Source organism: Streptomyces sp. NBC_01707 (genome assembly GCF_041438805.1).
In the GTDB taxonomy this organism is placed as follows: Bacteria; Actinomycetota; Actinomycetes; order Streptomycetales; family Streptomycetaceae; genus Streptomyces.
Window position 1 is genome coordinate 4,639,471 of the sequence record NZ_CP109190.1, and the last position, 19,812, is coordinate 4,659,282.

The window sequence follows — 19,812 nt, forward strand, 5'->3', positions numbered from 1 at the left end:
CATGTCACTGCCGGCCGAGTTCCATGAGATCGCCAAACGCGTGAACAACTGGGGCCGCTGGGGCGCGGAAGACGAGATCGGGACGCTCAACCTGATCACCGAGGCGGTGGTACGGGACGCTGCGGCGACCGTCCGCACCGGGCAGCGGATCCCTCTCGCGCTCGCCCTTCAGCAGGACGGCGTGCAGAGCGGGCTGATTCCGGGGCGGGTCAATCCGCTGCATGCCATGGTCCAGATCAATCAGGAGATCTTCGGCCCGGGCACGGTCGCCACCAGCGACGACGTCGTGACGCTCGGACTGCAGGCGGCCACCCACTGGGACGCGCTCACACACGCCTCGCACTCCGGGAAGATCTACAACGGCCGCCCCGCCGCCACCGTCACCGCGCACGGCGGCGCACAGTTCAGCTCCATCGCCGCACCCCCGCACCTCGTCTCACGCGGCGTGCTGCTGGACGTGGCGCGCGCCCACGGCGTGGACCGGCTGCCCGGCGACCACGCCGTCACCCCGGAGGACCTGGACGCGGCCGAGGAGTTCGGCGGGATCCAGGTCCGGGCCGGTGACATCGTCCTCGTACGGACCGGGCAGATCCAGGTCTATCTGGCGGGCGACAAGCACGCGTACGCCTATCCGTCTCCCGGCCTGTCGATCCGGACGCCCGAGTGGTTCCACGCGCGCGATGTCGCCGCGGTCGCCAATGACACGCTGACCTTCGAGATCTTTCCGGCGGAGATCGAGGACCTGTGGCTGGGGGTGCATGCGCTGGACCTGGTCGAGATGGGCATGCTGCAGGGCCAGAACTGGAATCTGGAAGGGCTGTCCACGGCCTGTACGGAGGCGAGGCGTTACAGCTTTCTGCTCTCCGCGATGCCGGAACCGTTCGTCGGCGCCACCGGCACCCCGGTCGCTCCGGTGGCCGTCCTGTGACTCCTAAGCGGGGTGGGTGACGACGGCGGCCGACGGCTCGTGCACGCCGGCCCCGGGCGCCCCCACCTGCATCTGGACCTGCACCACCGGGGCTCCCCGGTCCACCTCGCACCAGATCTGCTTGCCGGCGCCTTCCGGCTGCCAGCCCCAGCGGTCGGCGAGGCCGTCGACCAGCTCCAGGCCCCGGCCGCCGGTGTCCTCGCCCGCCGCGTGCCGCTGCTGCGGCGGGCGGCAACTGGTGTCGGCCACCTCGACCCGTACGGTCCCGGCCGTCCCCGCCGTTTCAGCCGCGCCGAACAGCATGCGCAGCACGGCCGGACAACCGGTATGGACGACCGCGTTGGTGACCAGCTCCGAGATCAGCAGGATGAGCGTCTCGGCCAGCGGCTCGTCGTCCCTTATCCCGGACCCGACCAGTCTCGACCGCGCCCACCTGCGGGCCCGCCCGACCTCTGCGGGATCCGGCCCGACCTCCAACTGAACCTGAAGCACCTGCACCGCTCACACCATCCGAACCGGCGGACACATCGCCTCGCGCCTCCTCAGGGTCACGGAACGTGATTCCCTTACGAGACAGCATGGTTGACGTACAGTCACCGCAACAAGCGCTTCGGGCATATTCCAGCGCGAAGGAGTACGCGTGGTGCATACTGTGCGACGCACGCTGCGGGGGGTCGAACAGAAGCACATGGAGGGCGCGGGAATCGCCCCACGGGCAGGCCCGGCGCTTCTGACGGGGACGCGAGCAGGGCACCTCGTCCGGACCGGAGTCGCCCCACGGGCAACACCCGGATCGTCCGGTTCCACAACCACTCGCATCCAACGGAGCGTACCCGAGCCGACGGCAACTGCGGCCCGTGACGAATCACGCAAAGGACACAAGCCGGTATCGGCACTTACCGACTGCACTGCGTGACTCCGCAGCGTGAAGCCATGGGGTCCTCAGCGTGACATGCATGCACGCGGCACTCATCGCCCCGACCGCGGCCGCGCTCCTCTCGGTCCGCCGCACGCTCAGCACAGATCGGCCGCGAGCGTCTCCTCGGCCTCGGCCGCCCTCAGCCACTGCCCGGCCCGCAGCCAGGCCCGCTTGAGGTGCAGATGCACGTCCGCCTCCCAGGTGAAGCCCATCCCGCCGTGCACCTGGAGACAGTCCCGTGCATTGCGGACGGCCGCCTCGTCGGCGAGCAGCTTCGCGCCGGCGATCTCGACCGGGTCCGCGGTCACGGCCGCCGCGTACACCGCGCTACGGGCCAGCTCGGCGCGTACCAGCATCTGGGCGCACAAGTGTTTGACCGCCTGGAAGGCGCCGATCGGCGAGCCGAACTGCTCGCGTCCACGGGCGTGTTGAACAGCCATCTCGGTCGTGCGGGCGGCGCTGCCGAGCTGTTCGGCGGCGGCCAGGAGAACACCTTCCCGCCGGAACCGCACCGCCTCGGCTCCGGGCAGGGGGTCCCCGAGCGTGGCCGGGGCCGTCACACGGTGCAGCGGCGTGAGTGGGTCGAGCGACCGTACGGGACGGGCGGCGCCCCGTACCAACTCACGCAGCGCGGCCCCCTCCAGCACTCTCACCCCTCCTGCCACCAGGGCGATCAGAGCGTCCGCCGCGCCCAGGTGGGCGACCGGGCGTCCCTCGTCCAGCACCGCGACCACGGTCCTGCCCTCCGCCGCCCCCTTCACCGCACCGGCGGCGAGATGCGAGGCCGCCAGCGGTCCGGGCAGCAGCGCCCACCCCGCCTCCTCGAACAGCAGGACGGACTCGGGCAGCCCGAGCCCCACCCCGCCCTCCGCCTCCGGCAGCCGCGACGCGAAGAACCCGGCCGCGCCCAGCTCTCCCCACACCGACCGGTCGACGTCCGTGCCCGCGTCGAGCGCCGCTCGCATCCGGTCCCTGCCGAAGCGGCCGGCGAGCAGCTCCCGTGTCCCGGCCCGCAGGGCCCGCTGGTCGTCCGAAAGCTGGAAGTCCACAGTCCGCTCAGCGCCCCTTCGGCAGGCCGAGGATCCGCTCGGCGACGATGTTCTGCTGGATCTGCGAGGTGCCCGCGGCGATCGTGTACGAGAGCGAGGTCAGCCGGTCCAGGACCCACTCCCGGTCCAGATCGGCCGCGTCCGCGCCGAGCACCTCGGCCGCCGCGTCGTACAGCTCCTGGCGGGCCTGCGAGTAGCGCAGCTTGAAGACCGAGCCACCGGTGCCGGGCACACCACCGCTGCCCCCGGCCCGCTGCGCCTCGCTGACGTTCCACTGGGTGAGCCGCCACAGCGCCCGGAATTCGGCGTTCAGCCTGCCGAGCCTCCTGCGCAGCACCGGGTCGTCCCAGCGGCCGTTCGCCCGGGCCTCGGCGGCCAGGGCGGCCAGGGTGCGACGGCAGGCGACGACCTCGCCGACGAACGCCGTACCGCGCTCGAAGGACAGGGTGACCATGGTGACCCGCCAGCCGTCGTTCTCCGCGCCGACCCGGTGCGAGACAGGCACCCGCACCTCGTCGAGGAACATCTCGGCGAATTCGGTGGACCCGGCGAGCGTGCGCAGCGGGCGGACGGTGACGCCGGGGGTGTCCATCCGCATCGCGAGCCAGCTGATCCCTCGGTGTTTCGGCGCGGCCGGATCCGTGCGCACGAGCAGCTCGCACCAGTCGGCGACCTCCGCGTGCGAGGTCCAGATCTTCTGGCCGCTGACCACGTAGTGGTCGCCGTCGCGGACCGCCCGGGTGCGCAGCGAGGCCAGGTCGGAGCCCGCGTCCGGTTCGCTGAACCCCTGGCACCAGATCTCGTCGCCGCGCAGGACCGGCGGCAGCCAGCGGGCCCGCTGCTCGGCCGTGCCCTCGGTGGCGATCGTCGGCCCGGCGTGCAGCAGTCCGACGAAGTTCGCGCCGACGTACGGTGCCCCGGCCCTCTCCGTCTCCTCCAGGAAGATCAGGTGCTGGGTGGGGGTGGCGCCCCGCCCGCCCGCGTCGACGGGCCAGTGCAGCCCCGCGTACCCGGCGTCGTACAGCATCCGCTGCCAGGCGGTGTCGTACGCCCGCCGCCCCGGCCAGTCGTCGGGACGGGGCTTCGCGGGCAGCCCGGGCAGGACGTCGCCGAGCCACTCCCGCAGCCGTGTCCGGAACTCCTCCTCCTCGGGCGTGTACGACAGATCCGTCACCTGGCGAGGTCCCGGTCGAGGTCCAGACCCAGCATCCGGATCGCGTTTCCGCGCATCAGTTTGTAGACGGTCTCGTCGTCCAGCCCCTTGACGTGGTCGAGGGCGACCTCCTTCGTGTGCGGGAAGGTCGAGTCGACGTGCGGGTAGTCGGTCTCGAACGTCGCGTTGTCCCGCCCGACCACGTCGAGCGACGCGACACCGTGCTTGTCGCGGAAGAAGCAGCAGAACATCTGCCGGTAGTAGTACGTCGACGGCGGTTCGGGGATCAGATCACGCACCCCGCCCCACGCCCGGTGCTCCTCCCACACGTCGTCGGCCCGTTCCAGGGCGTACGGGATCCACCCCATCTGGCCCTCGCTGTAGGCGAGCTTCAGCCGCGGGTACTTCACCAGCACCCCGCTGAACAGGAAGTCCATCATCGAGGCCATCGCGTTGTTGAAGGAGAGCGAGGCCTGTACGGCGGGCGGGGCGTCCGGCGAGGCGGCCGGCATCTGCGAGCTGGACCCGATGTGCATGTTGACGACCGTGCCGGTCTCCTGGCAGATCGCGAAGAACGGGTCCCAGTGGCCGGTGTGGATCGACGGCAGCCCGAGATGGGTCGGGATCTCGGAGAAGGTCACCGCCCGCACCCCGCGCGCGGCGTTCCGCTTGATCTCCGCGACCGCCAGGTCGATGTCCCAGAGCGGGATGATGCAGAGCGGGATCAGCCGGCCGGCGCTGTCGCCGCACCACTCCTCCACCATCCAGTCGTTGTAGGCGCGGACACACGCGACCGCCACTTCTTTGTCCTGCGCCTCGGCGAAGGTCTGGCCGCAGAAGCGCGGGAACGTGGGAAAGCAGAGCGACGCCTCGACGTGGTTGAGGTCCATGTCCTTGAGCCGTTCGACCGGGTCCCAGCAGCCCCGGCGCATCTCCGCGCGGGTGATGCCCTCCAGCGTCATGTCGTCGCGGTCGAAGCCGACGGCGGCGATGTTCCGCTTGTACGGGAACTTCAGGTCCTCGTAGATCCACCAGTCGGTCGGCGGCCCGTCCGGATCCATGGTGATCACGTATTTGCCGCCCGTGTACGCCAGCTCGCCGATACCCGCGGTGAGCGGCTGCGGACCGCGGTCGCGGTACTTGGCGGGCAGCCAGGTCGAGAAGAGGTGCGGCGGCTCGATCACATGGTCGTCGACGCTGACGATCCGAGGCAGTTCCGTCATGGTGTCCCCTTCGGCGCACACGGCTCGTACCGGCTGCGTGTCCGGTACGCATCCGATACGTATCTGATGACCCGTCAGATTCTGTTCGGCTCCCAGGCTAGCCCCGCACCCCTGGACCGACAAGGCGCAGCGCTCTACGCTCTCCGCACGATCTGACTACCCGTCAGCTACGAGGGAGCGGGGAACGCAGTGAACGAGACCGCACACGCCCTGGGCGCATCGGCCACCTTCTGGGAGCTCATCGAGCGCCGCGCCGCACTGACCCCGGACCGTCCCGTCCTCCTTCAGGACGACCGCTCCCTCACCTTCGGCGAGCTGCGCGAGCGCTGCGAGCGGGTCGCGGCCGGGCTGTACGAGCTGGGGGTGCGCCCCGGCAGCGTGGTCGCCTGGCAGCTGCCGACCCGTCTCGAAACGGCGCTGCTCTCCTTCGCCCTCACCCGGATCGGGGCCGTCCAGACACCCGTCATCCCGTTCTACCGGGACCGCGAGGTGGGGTTCGCGCTGCGCGAGTCGAAGGCCGGCTTCTTCGCCGTACCCGGCACCTGGCGCGGCTTCGACCACACCGCGATGGCGCACCGGCTGGCCGCGGAGCTTGAGCATCCACCGGTGTTGTTCGAGGCGTACGACCAGCTGCCGGACGCCGACCCGGTGGGCCTCCCCGCACCGCCCACCGACGGCACGGCGGTGCGCTGGATCTACTGGACGTCGGGGACGACCTCGGATCCCAAGGGCGTCCTGCACACCGACCGCAGCCTGATCGCGGGCGGCTCGTGCCTGGCCCACGCGCTGCACCTGTCGGCCGACGACATCGGCTCGATGGCGTTCCCGTTCGCCCATATCGCCGGGCCGGACTACACCGTGATGCTGCTGCTCTACGGCTTCCCTGCGGTGCTTTTCGAGCAGTTCGCCATGCCCGGCGCGCTGGACGCCTACCGGCGCCACGGAGTGACGGTCGCGGGCGGCTCGACCGCGTTCTACTCGATGTTCCTGACCGAACAGCGCAAGGACCCCACGGCCAGGGTGGTGCCCACCCTGCGGCTGCTGGCGGGCGGCGGGGCACCGAAGCCGCCGGAGATCTACCACGCGGTCGTACGGGAGATGGGCGTCCAGCTCACCCACGGCTACGGCATGACCGAAGTTCCCATGATCACCATGGGTGCCCCGGACGACACGGTGGAGCACCTCGCGGAGACGGAGGGCCGGCCGCCCGAGGGCATGGAGATACGGATCACCGACGAGGACGGCAAGCCGCTGCCGTACGGCACGGACGGCGAGGTGCGGCTGCGGGGGGAGGCCGTCTGCCAGGGCTATCTGGACGCGGCCGCGACACAGGACGCCTTCGACGGGGACGGCTTCCTCGTCACCGGTGATGTCGGCCATCTACGGAAGAGCGGCCATCTGGTCCTCACCGGCCGGCTCAAGGACATCATCATCCGCAAGGGCGAGAACATCTCCGCCAAGGAGATCGAGGACCTCCTCCACCGCCACCCCGGCGTGGCCGACGCGGCCGTGATCGGCCTGCCGGACACGGAGCGCGGGGAACGCGTCTGCGCGGTCGTCGAGCAGCCGGCCGGGGCCGGGACGCTGACGCTGGCGGAGCTCGCCGGGTATCTGCGCACGGAGGGGCTCTCGGTGCACAAGCTGCCGGAGCAGCTGGAAGTGGTGGAGGCGCTGCCGCGCAACGAGACGCTGCGCAAGGTGCTCAAGTACAAGCTGCGCGAGCAGTTCTCCTGATACGCGCACACGGGGCACACCCATGGGCCCCGGAACACTCCCCGACGGGCACGGGTGGGGCCGGGTGGGGCCCCGGCGAGGAGGCCACGCACCCGGCCCGGTCGGTGACGCGCTGCGGACCGATCCGGAGGAAGAGCCCTACGCGTCCGGTTCGATCACCGTGAAGTAGACGGCGAACGCGGCCACCGCATCCTCCTCGGCGATCCGGCCATCATGGTCCGCATCCAGGCCCCGTGCCGCCAGGCTCGCCGATTCGGCACTCGCGCCGAGCACCTTCAGCGCACGCTCCACGGCCGGCAGCGAGGCCGCACCGTTGTCGTCGTTGTCGGCCACCGCGATCGCCGCGCGGAGGAACGGGCGGGCGATCTCCGCGAAGCGCTCGGGGTTGTCGCGCAGCCGTTTCACGGCCCCGCCCACGAACTCCTCACGGGTGACGCGCTGGTCCCCGTCGACATCTGCGATGCCCGCCATGCCCTGCCAGAAGGCCTCGGCCCCGGTGTAGAGCGCCTGGCCCTTGTCGGAGCGGGCCGTCGTACCGAATTCGGCGAGCAGACGGGCCGCGGCGGCATTGAAATCGGCGCGATCGATGTATCCGTTGCCGTCCTGGTCGAAGGCGGCGAACCGGAAAGCGATCTTGCGCTCGTACTCTGCGCTGTCCATGCGGGGAGCGTACGACGCCGAGCGGCGTCACGTGTCACTTACGCGCGCCACCGGTGTTACAACCTGGTCTTAACGCCGGGTGGCGGACACGTTTCAGGCAGAGAGCGGCTGGGCCTCTTCGTCGACGGCCGCGTCCCGGTCCGGGTACACCTCGAACAGCCGGCGTACACCGAGGGCGGCCAGCACCCGGTTGACGTGGGAGCCCTCCTCGGCGCCCCGGGCGGGCAGGATCAGTCGCAGCCGGCCGCCGCAGGAGCGCATCAAGCGCCTGGCGGCGACCAGCACGCCGACGCCGCTGGAGTCGCAGAACAGCACCTCGGACAGGTCGAGCACCACATCGTGCCGCCCGAAGGCGACCGCGTCGTGGATGCTCTGGCGGACGACCGGGGACGTCACCAGATCCAGTTCGCCGCATATGCGCAGTACGGTCCATGGGCCCTGCTCGGTCTCGGCCACTTGCAGAGTCACGCAACTCGGCCTCTCGTTCGAGGGATCCCAGTGATCCGGAAGTATCCGTTCCTCCTCGCGGCTGCCCCGCCGCGCGCCCATGAAACACCGACCGGCCGAGGAAGACACAGTTGGTTTCAGGCAGAAATGATCACTTCAGGTCCGATTCCAACACCCTCGACGCCGCATTCCCTACCATCCAGGGCGTTCACGGGGGCGTACTTGCCGCAAAGAGACGTGCATGGTCAGTACGTCCGACTACATTCGACGTGACGAGGGGTACAGGGCTGGGGGTCCTATGGCGAAAGACACACCACCCCGCTGGGACCGCAAGATGCAGCAACGGCTGGCACGCGGCGAGGCGGCGGCCCTCGGCGAGCTCTACGACCGTTTCGCCTCTCTCGTGCACAGCCAGGCCCACCGGATGCTCGACGACGAGTCTGCCGCCGACCTGGTGACCCGCGAGGTCTTCGGTTACGTGTGGGAGAACCCCGACGCGTACGACCCCAAGCAGGGCTCGATGCGGTCCTGGGTGGCCCGGCTCACCCACCGCCAGTCCGTGCGGCGGCTGCGCGGGACGGCGCCGTCCGCGTTCGCACAGGGATACGAGGACGGGACCGGCGACGACGGCGGGACCTGCGGTGCGGAAGAGGCCGTGGCCCGGGAGGAACTGGAGGAGCGGGTGCGGCGCGCGACGGCCGCGGCCCGCGCCGACTACATCGTCGCCTCCATGCCCGCACCGCTGCGGGCCGCGCTGGAGCTCGCGTACATCCAGCGCAGGGACTACCGGCAGACCGCAGCCGACCTCGGGGTGACCGAGGACGAGGCCCGCCGTCGCCTGCGGCTCGGGCTGCAGCTGCTCTCCACCGCCAACACCCGCCCGCTCGAAGGGTCCTCGCCACCCGGATACGGACGGGCCCTGTGAGCGCGAACGACGACGGGAACGGGTGCGAGGGCAACGGGCGCGACGACGAGGCGCAGGGCGCACGGCGCATACCGGGACCGCGGGCCGCCGCGGACGACTTCGACCTCGACGCCGTACCACTGCCTGCCCCGCGCACCGACCCCACACAGCAGAGGGAACCGGCGCCCGAAGCGGAGGAGCCCACGGCTGAACCGGCGGTGCCGGCGGAGCCCACGGGACGTACGGCACCCATGGAAGCCACGGCACCACCCGCCCTGGCGGCCTCGCCTGCCCTGGTGCTCCCCCACCGCGTCCTCAAGTCCCTCCTCGGCGCATGGGCCCTCGCCGCCTGCTCCGCCGAGGAGACCGAAGCCGTCGAGGCGCACCTCACCGAGTGCGCCGCCTGTGCGGACGAGGCGCTCCGGCTGCGCGACGCGGTCGGCCTGCTGCACACCGACGGCAGCCTGGACCTCGATCCGATGCTGCGCTCCCGGGTGCTCGACGCCTGCCTGAGCCGCCGTCCGGCCGACATCCCGGTGCCCGACTGGGCCGCTCCGTACGACGCGGAGACCGCCCGGCTCGATGCGCTGCTCCGGGACATCGGCAGCTCGGAGTGGCACGCGCCGGTGCGGCTGAAGTGGTTCGAGCGTGAGCGGGCGGTCAACCGGAAGACGACCGTCGCCGGCGTGATCGGCCATCTCATGACCGTCGACGGACTGGTCAGCACGGCCCTCGGCCTGGACGATCCGCTCGGCGACGCCGCCGGCGGACGGGGCGGGAGCGACTCCGCCCCGGGCCGCGCCCTCTCCCCCGGAGCGCGCACCGAGGCCTACTGGTCGGCTGCCCGGCGCCCGCCCACCCGCGCCGTCCGCGTGCCCTGGCGCGAGCAGAGCCACGCCCTCATCCGCACGGCGTCCTTCGCCGGCCGCGCGGTCGCCGAGCTCTCCGTCTCGTACGGGGACTTCGCCCTTCCGCTGCAGGACTCCATGCTGGACCGCGCCTTCGAGTGCTGGGTGCACGGCGGCGACATCGCGGACGCGGTCGACTATCCGTACGAGGCCCCGTCGGCCGCCCATCTCCACCGGATGATCGACCTGGCCGCGCGGCTCCTCCCGGCCGTCCTCGCCGGACGTCGCCGGGCCGGGCTCGCGGGGCCCGCCCGCCACCTGGTGACGGCCGGTTCGCCGGGCCGCTCGCTCCATCTGGAGATCGAGGGCTCGGGCGGCGGCGACTGGTACATCGCGCTGGACTCCCCGGCCGCGCTCGGCTCACCCGCCCACGCGGTCGCGCAGGTGGCGCTGGACGGCGCCGAGTTCTGCCAGCTGGTCGCGGGCCATGTGCCGCCCGTCGAGGCGGCGGCCGGTCAGGAGGGCGACCGCGAGGCGATCCGCGATGTCCTGTTCGCCGCGGCGTCCCTCAGCCGCCTCTGAGCCGTACCGCACGCAGCAGCCGCCGGCCCGAACCGCCGGCGCGCTACGCGAAGATCACCGTGCGGCGGCCGTTGAGCAGGATGCGGCGCTCCGCGTGCCACTTCACCGCGCGGGCCAGCGCCTGGCACTCCACATCGCGCCCGATGGCGACCAGCTCGTCCGGCGTCACACCGTGCCCGACCCGCTCGACCTCCTGCTCGATGATCGGCCCCTCGTCGAGGTCGGCGGTCACGTAGTGCGCCGTCGCACCGATCAGCTTCACCCCGCGCGCGTGCGCCTGGTGGTACGGCTTCGCGCCCTTGAAGCTGGGCAGGAAGGAGTGGTGGATGTTGATGATCCGGCCGCTGAGCTGCTTGCACAGATCGTCCGAGAGGACCTGCATGTAGCGGGCGAGGACGACCAGCTCGACGTTCTCCGCGCGCACCAGCTCCAGCAGCTGCGCCTCGGCCTCCGCCTTGTTGTCCTTGGTGACCGGGATGTGCCGGAACGGGATGTCGTACGAGGCGACGAGTTCGGCGAAGTCCGTGTGGTTGGAGACGACGGCCGCGATCTCGACCGGCAGCGCCCCGATACTGGCGCGGAAGAGAAGATCGTTGAGGCAGTGGCCGAACTTGCTGACCATCAGCACGACCCGCATGCGTTCCGACGACCGGTGGATCTGCCACTCCATCCGGAACGAGTCCCCGACGGCGGCGAAGCTGGCCCGCAGCTTCTCCACGGTCACCGGCGCGTCCGCCGAGAAGTGGACGCGCATGAAGAAGAGACCCGTGTCGTGGTCACCGAACTGCTGACTGTCCTCGATGTTGCAGCCGGTCATGAAGAGATAACTCGACACGGCGTGCACGATGCCCTGTCTGTCCGGGCACGAGAGGGTGAGGACGTACTGATCGGGAACGGTCTCAGCAGGCTGCGGCGCGGTCATGTCCGTAGCGTGCCATACCGACCACGGTTCAGGCGGTCCTGGTCATGATGCGGAGCACGTCCAGTGAACGTGGCGGAACGTCCGGGTCCTCGCCGTCGTTCGTGGCGAGCAGCACATGGGCCTCACGGGCGGCCCGCACGGCCTCCGGCCAGCCGTGGTGCTCCAGATACGCGGAGACGGGAGCGTCGGCGCCGATCTGGTGCATGATGCGCAGCACCCGCAGCACGGCGACGTCGACGAGAGCGGCCTCGCCGGAGTCGCGGAAGACCGTCCCGACGTACTTCTCGGCGGACCAGTTGTCCAGCCAGGTGTCCTCGACCAGGCGGTACACGGCGTCGGTGACGTCGCCGTACCCTTCCCGGCCGGCCAGCCAGCACTCGTGGTGGAAGACGGGGTCGGAGAGCATGTGCAGCGCCGAGCGCACGTTGCTGCGCCAGCGCCACCAAGGAACGTCATTGAGCGGCATGCCGCCCATGGTGGAGGAGCGACGGCCGCGACGGGAAGTGTTCTCCGAACCTTGCTGCACGGTTGTCGATCGTACGTTCCCTGCAGCCGGGCACGCATCGGCCCCCGCAATTCACTTCGATGTCACCGAGCGTTGAGCGAAGCACACATCTGCGTTACCCGGGGCGCGGAAATGTTCATGCCCATGACCGGATGGCGACGCCTCACCTCCCCCCGTCCCTACAAATTCCTCACATGTACGGCGGCGGTCGGGGCTTTGCTGATGACCGGCTGCGGCGTGCTCCCTGGGGCCTCGGGGGACTCCAGGGAGCCCGTCACCGTCATGACCTGGGCCCCCAACGGTTCCACCGGCCCCGACGCCGCGAACATGGCCGGCATGACCGCCATGGCACGGGCGTACGCGCGCTGGGTGAACAACAACGGCGGGATCGACGGCCACAAGCTGCTCGTCGTCACGTGCAACGAGGGCGACACCTCGGTCGGAGCGGGGAACTGCGCCCGGCAGGCGGTCAAGAAGAAGGCGGTCGCGGTCGTCGGCTCGTACAGCCGGCACGGTCAGGCCTTCATGGCGCCGCTGGAGGTCGCCGGGATCCCGTACATCGGCGGCTACGGAGCCTCCGAGGAGGAGTTCAGCAGCTACGACTCGTACCCGGTCAACGGCGGCCAGCCGGCGCTCCTCGCGGGCAACGCCAAGCAGCTCGCCCGCGGTTGCGAGCGGGTCTCCGTGGTGCGGCCCGACACGCTGGGCGGCGACAACCAGGCATGGCTGCTCAACACCGGGCTCAAGGAAGCGGATCGGCCGGCCGCGACGGACGTCCGGGCCGCGGAGGCGGCGACGTCGTACGACGAGGCGGCCGGTCAGGCGCTGCAGGGAGCCGGAACGGCCGACGGGTGTGTGACGGCGGTGCTCGGGGACCGTACGGAGACGTTCTTCGACTCCTTCCGCCGGCTCGAACCGTCGTACGGGGACGTACGGATCTCCTCCGTGCTCGGCAGTGTCGACCAGCCGCTGATCGACCGCACCGGCGGCCGGGAGAGCCCGTTCGAGGGGGCGTACGTCGCCGGCTGGTACCCGGACGCGGGGGACGCCCGCTGGGACGAGATGCGCGAGGTGATCCGGAAGCACGCCTTCGGCGACAACCGGATCGACCCGGACGACACGGGTGTCCAGACGACGTGGATCGCGTACACGGTGCTGAAGCAGATCGTCGCGGCGATCGACGAGCCGGAGATCACCGCGGGCAAGCTCACGGTTGCCCTGAACCGGGGCGCCCCGGTGGACACCGGCGGGCTCACGCCGGTGCTGAGGTGGCGGTTCAAGGACATGCTGGGGTCGACGGCGTACCCGCGGATCGTGAACCGGAAGGTGACGTTCCAGGTGGTCCGCAAGGGGCGGCTGGTCGCGGAGAACAAGAAGTTCGTGGACGTGACGGAGACGTTGTCGGACGCCAGCGCGAAGGGATGAGGCGCGGGGAACCGACCCGCCTCCCTGCCCGGTGCCCGGGGGCTGCGCCCCCGGGCCCTCTCCTCGGAACGTGGGAGAGGCTGATCTTCGGATCAGAGATCGGTCGCCGAGCGCCGGGTCAGCCCGTACTTCGTCGCGATCGAGTTCCACAGCCCTGACGCCTGCTGCTTCGCCTTGCTCGCCTCACCGCTCGCCACGGTGGCCTGGGCCGTCTCGGACGTCCCACGGGCCTTCCCGTGCTTGCACACCTTCTTGCCGTTCTTGGCCTGGCGCGCCCACGCCGCGTAGTGGGCGTCGGCGGAGGCCGATGCCTGCCAGGCCTTCGTGAGCGCCTCGGTCAGCTGCTGGTGGTCGGGGAGCTTGTCGACGGACAGCCCCTGCAACCGTGTCACCAGCTCGCGGCGCTGCTGGGCGGCGCCCTGCAGATCCGTGACCGCCTGGTCCAGGTCCGTGCAGGACTTGGTCTTCTCGACGGCCCCGATCACGGCGGAACGGCTGTTGTTGCTGTCCGCCAGCAGCTTGTCGAGCGCCTCGGCCTGCGGCTTCGCCGGGTCGGCCGCCGCCTGCGTGGAGGGCTGCGCGGCGGGTGAACTCGCCGCGGCCACCGGCTGCTTGTCGTCCTTGCCCTTGTCGTCGCCGCTCATGAGCGCACCCGCGCCGAGCCCGATGATCGCGCACCCGACCACGACCGCCGCGATCAGCGGGACGTGCGACGGCTTCTTGCGCTGCCCGGTCCGTCCCTGCGGCGGCTCGCTGTGCTGCGGCTGCTGGAACGGCGGCTGCTGGGCGCCTCCGTACGGCGCGGCCTGTCCCGGGTCGATCCGGGGCATCTGCTGCGTGGCGCCCGCCGGCCCCTCGCTGCGGAACAGGTTGTCGAACTCGGCGGGCGGCTGCCGCTCGCCGGGCGTCCCGGGCCTGATGCTGTACGGAGCGCCGCCGGGCACCGGCGGCATGTACTGGGTCGCCTCGGCGTCCGAAGCCGGTGCGGGCGGCTGGGTGTGGGCCAGGAACTGGGTGGCCTCCGCGGGGCTCTCGGGCGGGAGACCGCCCGGCGCGGGACCGGCCGGCACCGGGGCGATGTACTGCGTGGCATCGGCGTCCGCGCCCCCGACCGCGCCCGGCACGACCTCCGGGGGCAACGGCTGCGCATACGTCGGCCGGGGCAAGGGCTGCCCCTGGGGCTGCTGTCCGTACGACGGCTCCTGGCCGTACTGGCCCTGCTGTCCGTACGACGGCTCCTGGCCGTACTGACCCTGCTGGTCGTACTGGCCCTGCTGCTGGTCGTACTGGCCTTGGCCGTACTGCCCCTGTGACGCCTGAGGCCCCCAGGGCTGGCCCCACGGCTGCCCACCCGCCGGAACGGCCTGGTCGGCCGCTCCGCCCGGTATCCAGGGCTCTCCGCCACCCGCGGGCAGCACGACACCTTCGTGCGCGGGCCGTACAGCAGGGAGCTGCTCGTCACCCTGTCCGCTCTGCGTCACCGGGACTCCTACGTGTAAACCTACGGAATCGTCGGCCCACGCTATCGGGTGGCTGCCACCCTTTGCCAAGCGCCCGTTGTCGCTCACCGCCGCTTCACCGGGGCAGTAACACACAGGGCCCTCACGGCGCAGATAATGGGCGCCCCGGTCAGGCCGCCTGGAGTTCGAGCCGCGCCCCGAACTCCCTTACCGCCGGCTCGTCCCCGTACGGCACGAGCCTCTGCTGCAGATCGTCCAGATACTCCGTGCCCCGGCTGGACCGCACCGTCCCCAGCAGCTCCATCGCCCGCATCCCCGTATGACACGCCTGCTCCACCTCGCGCAGCTGCACCTGCGCCGTCGCGAGCAGCACCAGGCCGATGCCGCGGCGGCGGGCCCGGGACTCCGGGTGGCCCTCCAGGGACTCCGTCGCCCGGCGGACGGCCGCATCGGCCTGGCCGAGGTCGCGGTGGCAGTGCGCCAGCTCGTCGGCCAGATAGGCGTGGTCGAAGTGGGCGATCCACGCCGGGTCGTCGCCCGTGTCAGGATCGGCGTGCTCCAGGGCCGTCAGCGCCCGCCCGATCACCTGCTGACAGGTGCGGGTGTCGCCGAGCAGGGCGTGCCCGCGGGCCTCGGCCGCGTAGAACATCGCCTCGGCGCGTGGGGTGACCCTTCCCCGCGACCCCTCCTGCGCGGCTCGCGCCAGTTGCGCGATCTCCCGTGGGTTGCCGAGCTGGGCGGCGAGATGACTCATCGACGCAGCCAGTACGTAGCCGCCGTACGCCCGGTCGCCCGCCGCCTGCGCCAGCCGCAGCGCCTGAATGTAGTAGCGCTGGGCGAGCCCGGGTTGCCCCGTGTCGACCGCCATGTACCCGGCGAGTTCGGTGAGCCGGGCGACGGCCGCGAACAACTGCCGCCCGACCGTTTCGCGGTACGCCCCCGCGAGCAGCCCGGAGACCACGCTGTTCAGGTAGTGCACCAGCACCGGCCGGACGTGCCCGCTGCCGAACCTGTGGTCGAGGTCGACCAGTGCGGCCGTCATCGCCCGCACCGCCTCGACGTCCGACATCCCGACCCGGGCCCCGGCGGCCCGCGCGACCTGCGGGTCGGCGGCGGTGATCAGCCAGTCCCGGCTGGGCTCGACCATCGCCGACGACGCGACCGCCGAACCGGACAGGAAGTCGCGGCGGCCGACATCGCTGCGCCACAGCTCGCAGACCTGCTCGATCGCGCCGGTCACGGTCGGCGCGAACTGCAGACCGACGCCGGAAGCCAGATTCTTGCCGTTGGCCATCCCGATCTCATCGATGGTGACCGTGCGGCCGAGCTTGCGGCCGAGCGCCTCCGCGATGATTCCCGGTGCCCGGCCGCGGGGTTGCTGGCCGCGCAGCCAGCGGGCCACGGAGGTCTTGTCGTAGCGGAGATCGAGGCCGCGCTCCGCTCCGACCATGTTGACGCGGCGGGCCAGGCCCGCGTTGGAGCATCCGGCTTCCTGAATGAGCCCCTGGAGCCGTTCGTTCGGCTGGCGGGCGACGAGAGGCCTGGCTGCCATGTTTCCCCCTGAGACCGCAGTGATCGATGGGGAGATCACTGCCCGGCGATTACACAAGAAATGCACACATGCATCGTGTTGGTCGTTTCATGTTGTTCAGGGTTTTCACGTACTCATCGTGTCATTGTGCGTTTTGGTGCGTATGCGCCTTGGGTGAACCGTTCCGGATTCCCCCCAAGTGGCTACCCGCCCATCCACGCACCGCCTCATGCGCGCCCCCGTTCATGCATCCATGCGCCCCATATGCCGGATCGGTGCACCACGACCGCGTTCACCACGCCCGTAACCCCAGGTGGTCGCGGCAGTTGAGGTGTTCGTGGAAGAGCCCGTCAAAGTCATGGAAGCCGCGCAGATCCCCGAGCAGCGCGGAGAACAACTGCTCGACGCCGTGCTGCGGTACACGGAAGAGCGGCACTGGGACGTGTTCCCCGGCACCTGGCTCGAGGCGGTGGGAGGGGCGGAGCGCTGCTCGTGCGGAGAGGCCCGCTGTGCCTCTCCCGGCGCCCACCCCACCCGGCCCGACTGGGCGGCTCGTTCGACCGGCAGCGGCGCCGCGGCCCGCCGGATGTGGTCCGAGTACCCCACGGCATCGGTCCTGTTGCCCACCGGGCGCACCTTCGACGCGATCGACGTACCGGAGGCCGCCGGCTTCCTCGCGCTGGCCCGGATGGAGCGGATGAACCTGCCGCTCGGCCCCGTCACCTGCACCCCCGGCCGCCGGATGCTCTTCTTCGTGCTGCCCGGGGCGGCGGCCCAGGTGGACGATCTCGTACGGAAACTGGGCTGGAGCGCCGCCGCTGTCGATCTGTCCGGCCGCGGCGACGGCGACTACGTGGTGGCGCCGCCGACCCGGATCGGCGGCCGCGGTGCGGTGCAGTGGGCGCGCCGCCCCACCCCCGCAAACCGGTGGTTGCCGGACGCGGCGGAGGTCATCAGCCCGCTCGCGTACGCCTGCGGGCGGGAAGCAGCCGCCGCGCGCGCACGCCTTTCGTAGGCTGTCCACCACATACGGGGACACCGAAAGGCAGTGCACCATGTCGGACCGGACAGCAGCGGACGCGAGCGGGGCGGTGACGGCACCGCCCGCCGTTCGCGTGCAGGGCCTCTGGAAGCGCTTCGGCGAGCAGACCGCGGTCGCCGGGATCGATCTGGAGCTGCCCGCCGGGAAGTTCATCGGCCTGGTCGGCCCCAACGGCGCGGGCAAGACCACCACGCTGTCGATGGTGACCGGCCTGCTCCGCCCCGACCACGGCACCATCGAGGTCGGCGGGCGCGACGTCTGGCGCGACCCGGTGGACGTCAAGGCCAGGATCGGCGTCCTGCCGGAGGGGCTGCGGCTCTTCGAGCGCCTTTCGGGGCGCGAACTCCTCGCGTACACCGGCCGGTTGCGCGGGCTGCCGGGCGCCGAGGTCGACAAGCGCGCCACCCAGCTCCTGGACGTACTGGATCTGGCGGGCGCCCAGCACAAGCTGGTCGTCGACTACTCGACCGGCATGCGGAAGAAGATCGGGCTCGCGGCGGCTCTGCTGCACAACCCCGAAGTGCTCTTCCTGGACGAGCCGTTCGAGGGCGTCGACCCCGTCTCGGCACAGACCATCCGCAGGGTGCTGGAGCGGTACACCGGCTCGGGGGCGACCGTCGTCTTCTCCAGCCATGTGATGGAGCTCGTCGAGTCGCTGTGCGACTGGGTGGCCGTCATGGCGAACGGCACGATCCGGGCCCAGGGCACCCTCTCCGAGGTGCGCGGCTCGGCGTCGTCGCTGCAGAACGCGTTCCTCGAACTCGTCGGCGCGGGTGGCCGGGACACCGGCGAGTCCCTCGACTGGCTGGGCGGCACCCGATGAGCGTGCTCGACACCCCCGTCATCCCCGCCCCCCGCCCCTCGGACGGCCGGGGCGGTGAAGGACTCGTCTCCGTCTTCGTCCGGCTCAAGCTGACACTGCTGCGCAACGGGCTGCGGCAGTCGTCGGGCCGGCGGGCCGCCTACATCTCGTCCGTCGTCGTCACCCTGCTGATCGCCGCCGGTCAGGTCATCGGGCTGATCGCGCTGCGCGGCAACGCCCACGCGGGCTCGCTCGTGGTGCTGCTCACGGCGGTGTTGGCGCTCGGCTGGGCGGTGATGCCGCTGTTCTTCCCCAGCGGCGACGAGACCCTCGACCCGAGCCGGCTGGTGATGCTGCCGCTGCGGCCGCGCCCGCTGATCGGGGCGCTGCTGATGGCGTCCCTGGTCGGCATCGGGCCGCTGTTCACGCTCTGCCTGGCGGTCGGTTCGGCGTTCGCGGTGGCCCACGGTGCGGTGGCCGTGGTGTGCGCGGTGGTGGCCGCGCCGCTGACCCTGCTGGTGTGCGTGGCGCTGGCCCGGGCCGTCGCCACGGCCAACACCCGGCTGCTGACCTCCCGCAAGGGCCGCGATCTGGCGGTGCTCAGCGGTCTGGTGATCGCGGTCGGCATCCAGGTCGTCAACTTCGGTGCGCAGCGGCTCGGCCGGTCCGGCGGGCTGTCCGCGCTCGACCCGGCCGCGGACGTGGTGCGCTGGCTGCCGCCGGCCTCGGCGATCGGTGCGGTGGACTCCGCGGCGCAGGGGTCGTACGGCCGGGCCGTGCTGCAACTGCTGCTCGCCGTCGCGGCACTGGGCGCACTGCTGTGGCTGTGGCAGCGGAGTCTGGTGAAGCTGATGACCGCCCCGGACGGCTCGACGCTCGCCGCCGCCGAACCGACCCGCAAGAAGTCCGCGACGGCCGGCTCCCGGCTGTCCACACTGCTGCCGGAGGGGCGCACGGGGACGGTGATGCGGCGCAGTCTGCGGTACGTCGCGCGGGACCCGAAGACCAAGGCGGCCTGGGTGACGGCGCTCGCCATCGGCCTGATCGTGCCGCTGCTCAACGCGGTGCAGGGCACCGGATCGGTGTACTTCGCGTGCTTCGCCGCCGGGATGCTCGGCATCCAGATGTACAACCAGTTCGGGCAGGACACCTCCGCGTTCTGGATAGTGGCACTGACGATCTCCTCCACCCGGGACGCGTACCTCGAACTGCGGGCGCGGGCGCTGGCGCTGCTGGTGATCACCCTCCCGTACACGATCCTGGTGACCGTCGTGACGGCGGCGGTGCTCGGGGACTGGGCGGCGCTGCCGGGCGTGATGGGTCTCTCCTTCGCCCTGCTGGGCGCGATGCTGGCGACGGGCGCGGTGGCGTCGGCCAACTTCCCGTACTCGATCCCGCAGGACGGCGCGTTCAAGAACGTGGCACCGGGGCAGGCCGGGCTCGCCTGGATCTCGATCTTCGGCGGCATGGTCTCGGCGGCGGTCCTGTGCGCGCCGGTGATCGTGGCGACGATCTGGCTGCACATCGCCGATGCGGAGGACTGGCTGTGGCTGCTGGTACCGGTGGGTGGTCTGTACGGGACGCTGATCGCCTGGGCGGGGCTGCGGCTGGCGGCTCCCCGCACGGCGAACCGGCTTCCGGAGATCCTGGCGGCGGTCAGCAAGGGGTGACCTGAAGG

Annotated in this window: 18 protein-coding genes; 8 read left to right on the forward strand and 10 right to left on the reverse strand. The window is 71.2% G+C overall.

What is annotated here, in order from left to right; translation table 11 throughout:
• The first annotated feature begins 1 nt into the window (after position 1).
• The gene (locus tag OG963_RS20860) at positions 2 to 928 is read left to right on the forward strand and encodes a cyclase family protein (protein ID WP_319740062.1); all 927 of its coding nucleotides are present in this window, start codon (positions 2 to 4) and stop codon (positions 926 to 928) included.
• A gap of 3 nt (positions 929 to 931) precedes the next feature.
• Here OG963_RS20860 and OG963_RS20865 read toward each other — a convergent pair whose 3' ends face one another.
• The 4 genes from OG963_RS20865 to OG963_RS20880 form a co-directional block, all read right to left on the reverse strand.
• On the reverse strand, positions 932 to 1,426 hold the full coding sequence (locus OG963_RS20865) for an ATP-binding protein (RefSeq protein ID WP_093778212.1): 495 nt from the start codon (positions 1,424 to 1,426) through the stop codon (positions 932 to 934).
• A 516-nt stretch (positions 1,427 to 1,942) separates the two neighbouring features.
• Positions 1,943 to 2,896: an acyl-CoA dehydrogenase family protein gene (locus OG963_RS20870; RefSeq protein ID WP_371799319.1), complete on the reverse strand. Its 954-nt coding sequence runs from the start codon at positions 2,894 to 2,896 to the stop codon at positions 1,943 to 1,945.
• Between the two features lie 7 nt (positions 2,897 to 2,903).
• Complete coding sequence (locus OG963_RS20875) at positions 2,904 to 4,070, reverse strand: acyl-CoA dehydrogenase (protein ID WP_093778216.1); 1,167 nt, start codon at positions 4,068 to 4,070, stop codon at positions 2,904 to 2,906.
• Positions 4,067 to 5,272 carry an amidohydrolase family protein gene (locus OG963_RS20880; protein WP_030926420.1) on the reverse strand — a complete coding sequence of 402 codons (1,206 nt, stop codon included), beginning with the start codon at positions 5,270 to 5,272 and terminating at the stop codon, positions 4,067 to 4,069. Before OG963_RS20880 ends, OG963_RS20875 begins: the two co-directional genes overlap by 4 nt.
• A gap of 189 nt (positions 5,273 to 5,461) precedes the next feature.
• Here OG963_RS20880 and OG963_RS20885 point away from each other — a divergent pair, with 189 nt between their 5' ends.
• Positions 5,462 to 7,006 (forward strand): class I adenylate-forming enzyme family protein, encoded by a 1,545-nt coding sequence (locus OG963_RS20885; RefSeq protein ID WP_093778218.1) that lies wholly within the window; start codon positions 5,462 to 5,464, stop codon positions 7,004 to 7,006.
• 138 nt (positions 7,007 to 7,144) lie between these two features.
• On the opposite strand, the gene OG963_RS20890 is transcribed toward OG963_RS20885, so the two are convergent.
• Positions 7,145 to 7,666 carry an EF-hand domain-containing protein gene (locus OG963_RS20890; protein WP_093778220.1) on the reverse strand — a complete coding sequence of 174 codons (522 nt, stop codon included), beginning with the start codon at positions 7,664 to 7,666 and terminating at the stop codon, positions 7,145 to 7,147.
• A gap of 93 nt (positions 7,667 to 7,759) precedes the next feature.
• Positions 7,760 to 8,134: an STAS domain-containing protein gene (locus OG963_RS20895; protein ID WP_093778222.1), complete on the reverse strand. Its 375-nt coding sequence runs from the start codon at positions 8,132 to 8,134 to the stop codon at positions 7,760 to 7,762.
• A gap of 277 nt (positions 8,135 to 8,411) precedes the next feature.
• Here OG963_RS20895 and OG963_RS20900 point away from each other — a divergent pair, with 277 nt between their 5' ends.
• On the forward strand, positions 8,412 to 9,038 hold the full coding sequence (locus OG963_RS20900) for an RNA polymerase sigma factor (RefSeq protein WP_093778224.1): 627 nt from the start codon (positions 8,412 to 8,414) through the stop codon (positions 9,036 to 9,038).
• Entirely contained in the window at positions 9,035 to 10,447 is a 1,413-nt protein-coding gene (locus OG963_RS20905; RefSeq protein WP_371799320.1) for a zf-HC2 domain-containing protein, read from the forward strand. The genes OG963_RS20900 and OG963_RS20905 overlap by 4 nt, the downstream gene beginning before the upstream one ends.
• Before the next feature lie 43 nt (positions 10,448 to 10,490).
• Here the strand turns inward: OG963_RS20905 and purU are convergent, their stop codons facing one another.
• Both purU and OG963_RS20915 read right to left on the reverse strand, forming a co-directional pair.
• Positions 10,491 to 11,369, reverse strand: coding sequence for a formyltetrahydrofolate deformylase (purU, locus tag OG963_RS20910; protein WP_030926430.1), 879 nt, complete (start codon positions 11,367 to 11,369; stop codon positions 10,491 to 10,493).
• A 28-nt stretch (positions 11,370 to 11,397) separates the two neighbouring features.
• Positions 11,398 to 11,844, reverse strand: a complete 447-nt coding sequence (locus OG963_RS20915) for a hypothetical protein (protein ID WP_093778230.1) — start codon at positions 11,842 to 11,844, stop codon at positions 11,398 to 11,400.
• 174 nt (positions 11,845 to 12,018) lie between these two features.
• Between OG963_RS20915 and OG963_RS20920 the strand changes: the two genes are divergently transcribed.
• A complete protein-coding gene (locus OG963_RS20920) occupies positions 12,019 to 13,299 on the forward strand; it encodes an ABC transporter substrate-binding protein (protein ID WP_093931165.1) in 1,281 nt (426 codons plus the stop codon).
• A gap of 92 nt (positions 13,300 to 13,391) precedes the next feature.
• Here the strand turns inward: OG963_RS20920 and OG963_RS20925 are convergent, their stop codons facing one another.
• Positions 13,392 to 14,780, reverse strand: coding sequence for a hypothetical protein (locus tag OG963_RS20925; protein WP_177309357.1), 1,389 nt, complete (start codon positions 14,778 to 14,780; stop codon positions 13,392 to 13,394).
• Between the two features lie 148 nt (positions 14,781 to 14,928).
• A complete protein-coding gene (locus tag OG963_RS20930; protein ID WP_093778232.1) occupies positions 14,929 to 16,311 on the reverse strand; it encodes a transcriptional regulator in 1,383 nt (460 codons plus the stop codon).
• 337 nt (positions 16,312 to 16,648) lie between these two features.
• On the opposite strand from OG963_RS20930, the gene OG963_RS20935 reads away from it, so the two are divergent.
• From OG963_RS20935 to OG963_RS20945, 3 genes are read left to right on the forward strand one after another with little or no spacing between them, the layout of a single operon-like run.
• Positions 16,649 to 17,305: a bifunctional DNA primase/polymerase gene (locus OG963_RS20935; RefSeq protein WP_030926438.1), complete on the forward strand. Its 657-nt coding sequence runs from the start codon at positions 16,649 to 16,651 to the stop codon at positions 17,303 to 17,305.
• Between the two features lie 40 nt (positions 17,306 to 17,345).
• Complete coding sequence (locus OG963_RS20940) at positions 17,346 to 18,155, forward strand: ABC transporter ATP-binding protein (RefSeq protein ID WP_051878711.1); 810 nt, start codon at positions 17,346 to 17,348, stop codon at positions 18,153 to 18,155.
• Positions 18,152 to 19,804 (forward strand): transporter, encoded by a 1,653-nt coding sequence (locus tag OG963_RS20945; RefSeq protein ID WP_093778236.1) that lies wholly within the window; start codon positions 18,152 to 18,154, stop codon positions 19,802 to 19,804. The genes OG963_RS20940 and OG963_RS20945 overlap by 4 nt, the downstream gene beginning before the upstream one ends.
• Positions 19,805 to 19,812: the final 8 nt, after the last annotated feature.

What these genes read in the sequence shown, in the direction of transcription:
- OG963_RS20935 (WP_030926438.1), top strand. Translation starts at nt 16,649, where the DNA reads ATGGAAGCCGCGCAGATCCCCGAGCAGCGCGGAGAACAACTGCTCGAC.
- OG963_RS20930 (WP_093778232.1), bottom strand. Translation starts at nt 16,311, where the DNA reads ATGGCAGCCAGGCCTCTCGTCGCCCGCCAGCCGAACGAACGGCTCCAG.
- OG963_RS20890 (WP_093778220.1), bottom strand. Translation starts at nt 7,666, where the DNA reads ATGGACAGCGCAGAGTACGAGCGCAAGATCGCTTTCCGGTTCGCCGCC.
- OG963_RS20915 (WP_093778230.1), bottom strand. Translation starts at nt 11,844, where the DNA reads ATGGGCGGCATGCCGCTCAATGACGTTCCTTGGTGGCGCTGGCGCAGC.
- OG963_RS20900 (WP_093778224.1), top strand. Translation starts at nt 8,412, where the DNA reads ATGGCGAAAGACACACCACCCCGCTGGGACCGCAAGATGCAGCAACGG.
- OG963_RS20880 (WP_030926420.1), bottom strand. Translation starts at nt 5,272, where the DNA reads ATGACGGAACTGCCTCGGATCGTCAGCGTCGACGACCATGTGATCGAG.
- OG963_RS20920 (WP_093931165.1), top strand. Translation starts at nt 12,019, where the DNA reads ATGACCGGATGGCGACGCCTCACCTCCCCCCGTCCCTACAAATTCCTC.
- OG963_RS20940 (WP_051878711.1), top strand. Translation starts at nt 17,346, where the DNA reads ATGTCGGACCGGACAGCAGCGGACGCGAGCGGGGCGGTGACGGCACCG.
- OG963_RS20860 (WP_319740062.1), top strand. Translation starts at nt 2, where the DNA reads ATGTCACTGCCGGCCGAGTTCCATGAGATCGCCAAACGCGTGAACAAC.
- OG963_RS20945 (WP_093778236.1), top strand. Translation starts at nt 18,152, where the DNA reads ATGAGCGTGCTCGACACCCCCGTCATCCCCGCCCCCCGCCCCTCGGAC.
- purU (WP_030926430.1), bottom strand. Translation starts at nt 11,369, where the DNA reads ATGACCGCGCCGCAGCCTGCTGAGACCGTTCCCGATCAGTACGTCCTC.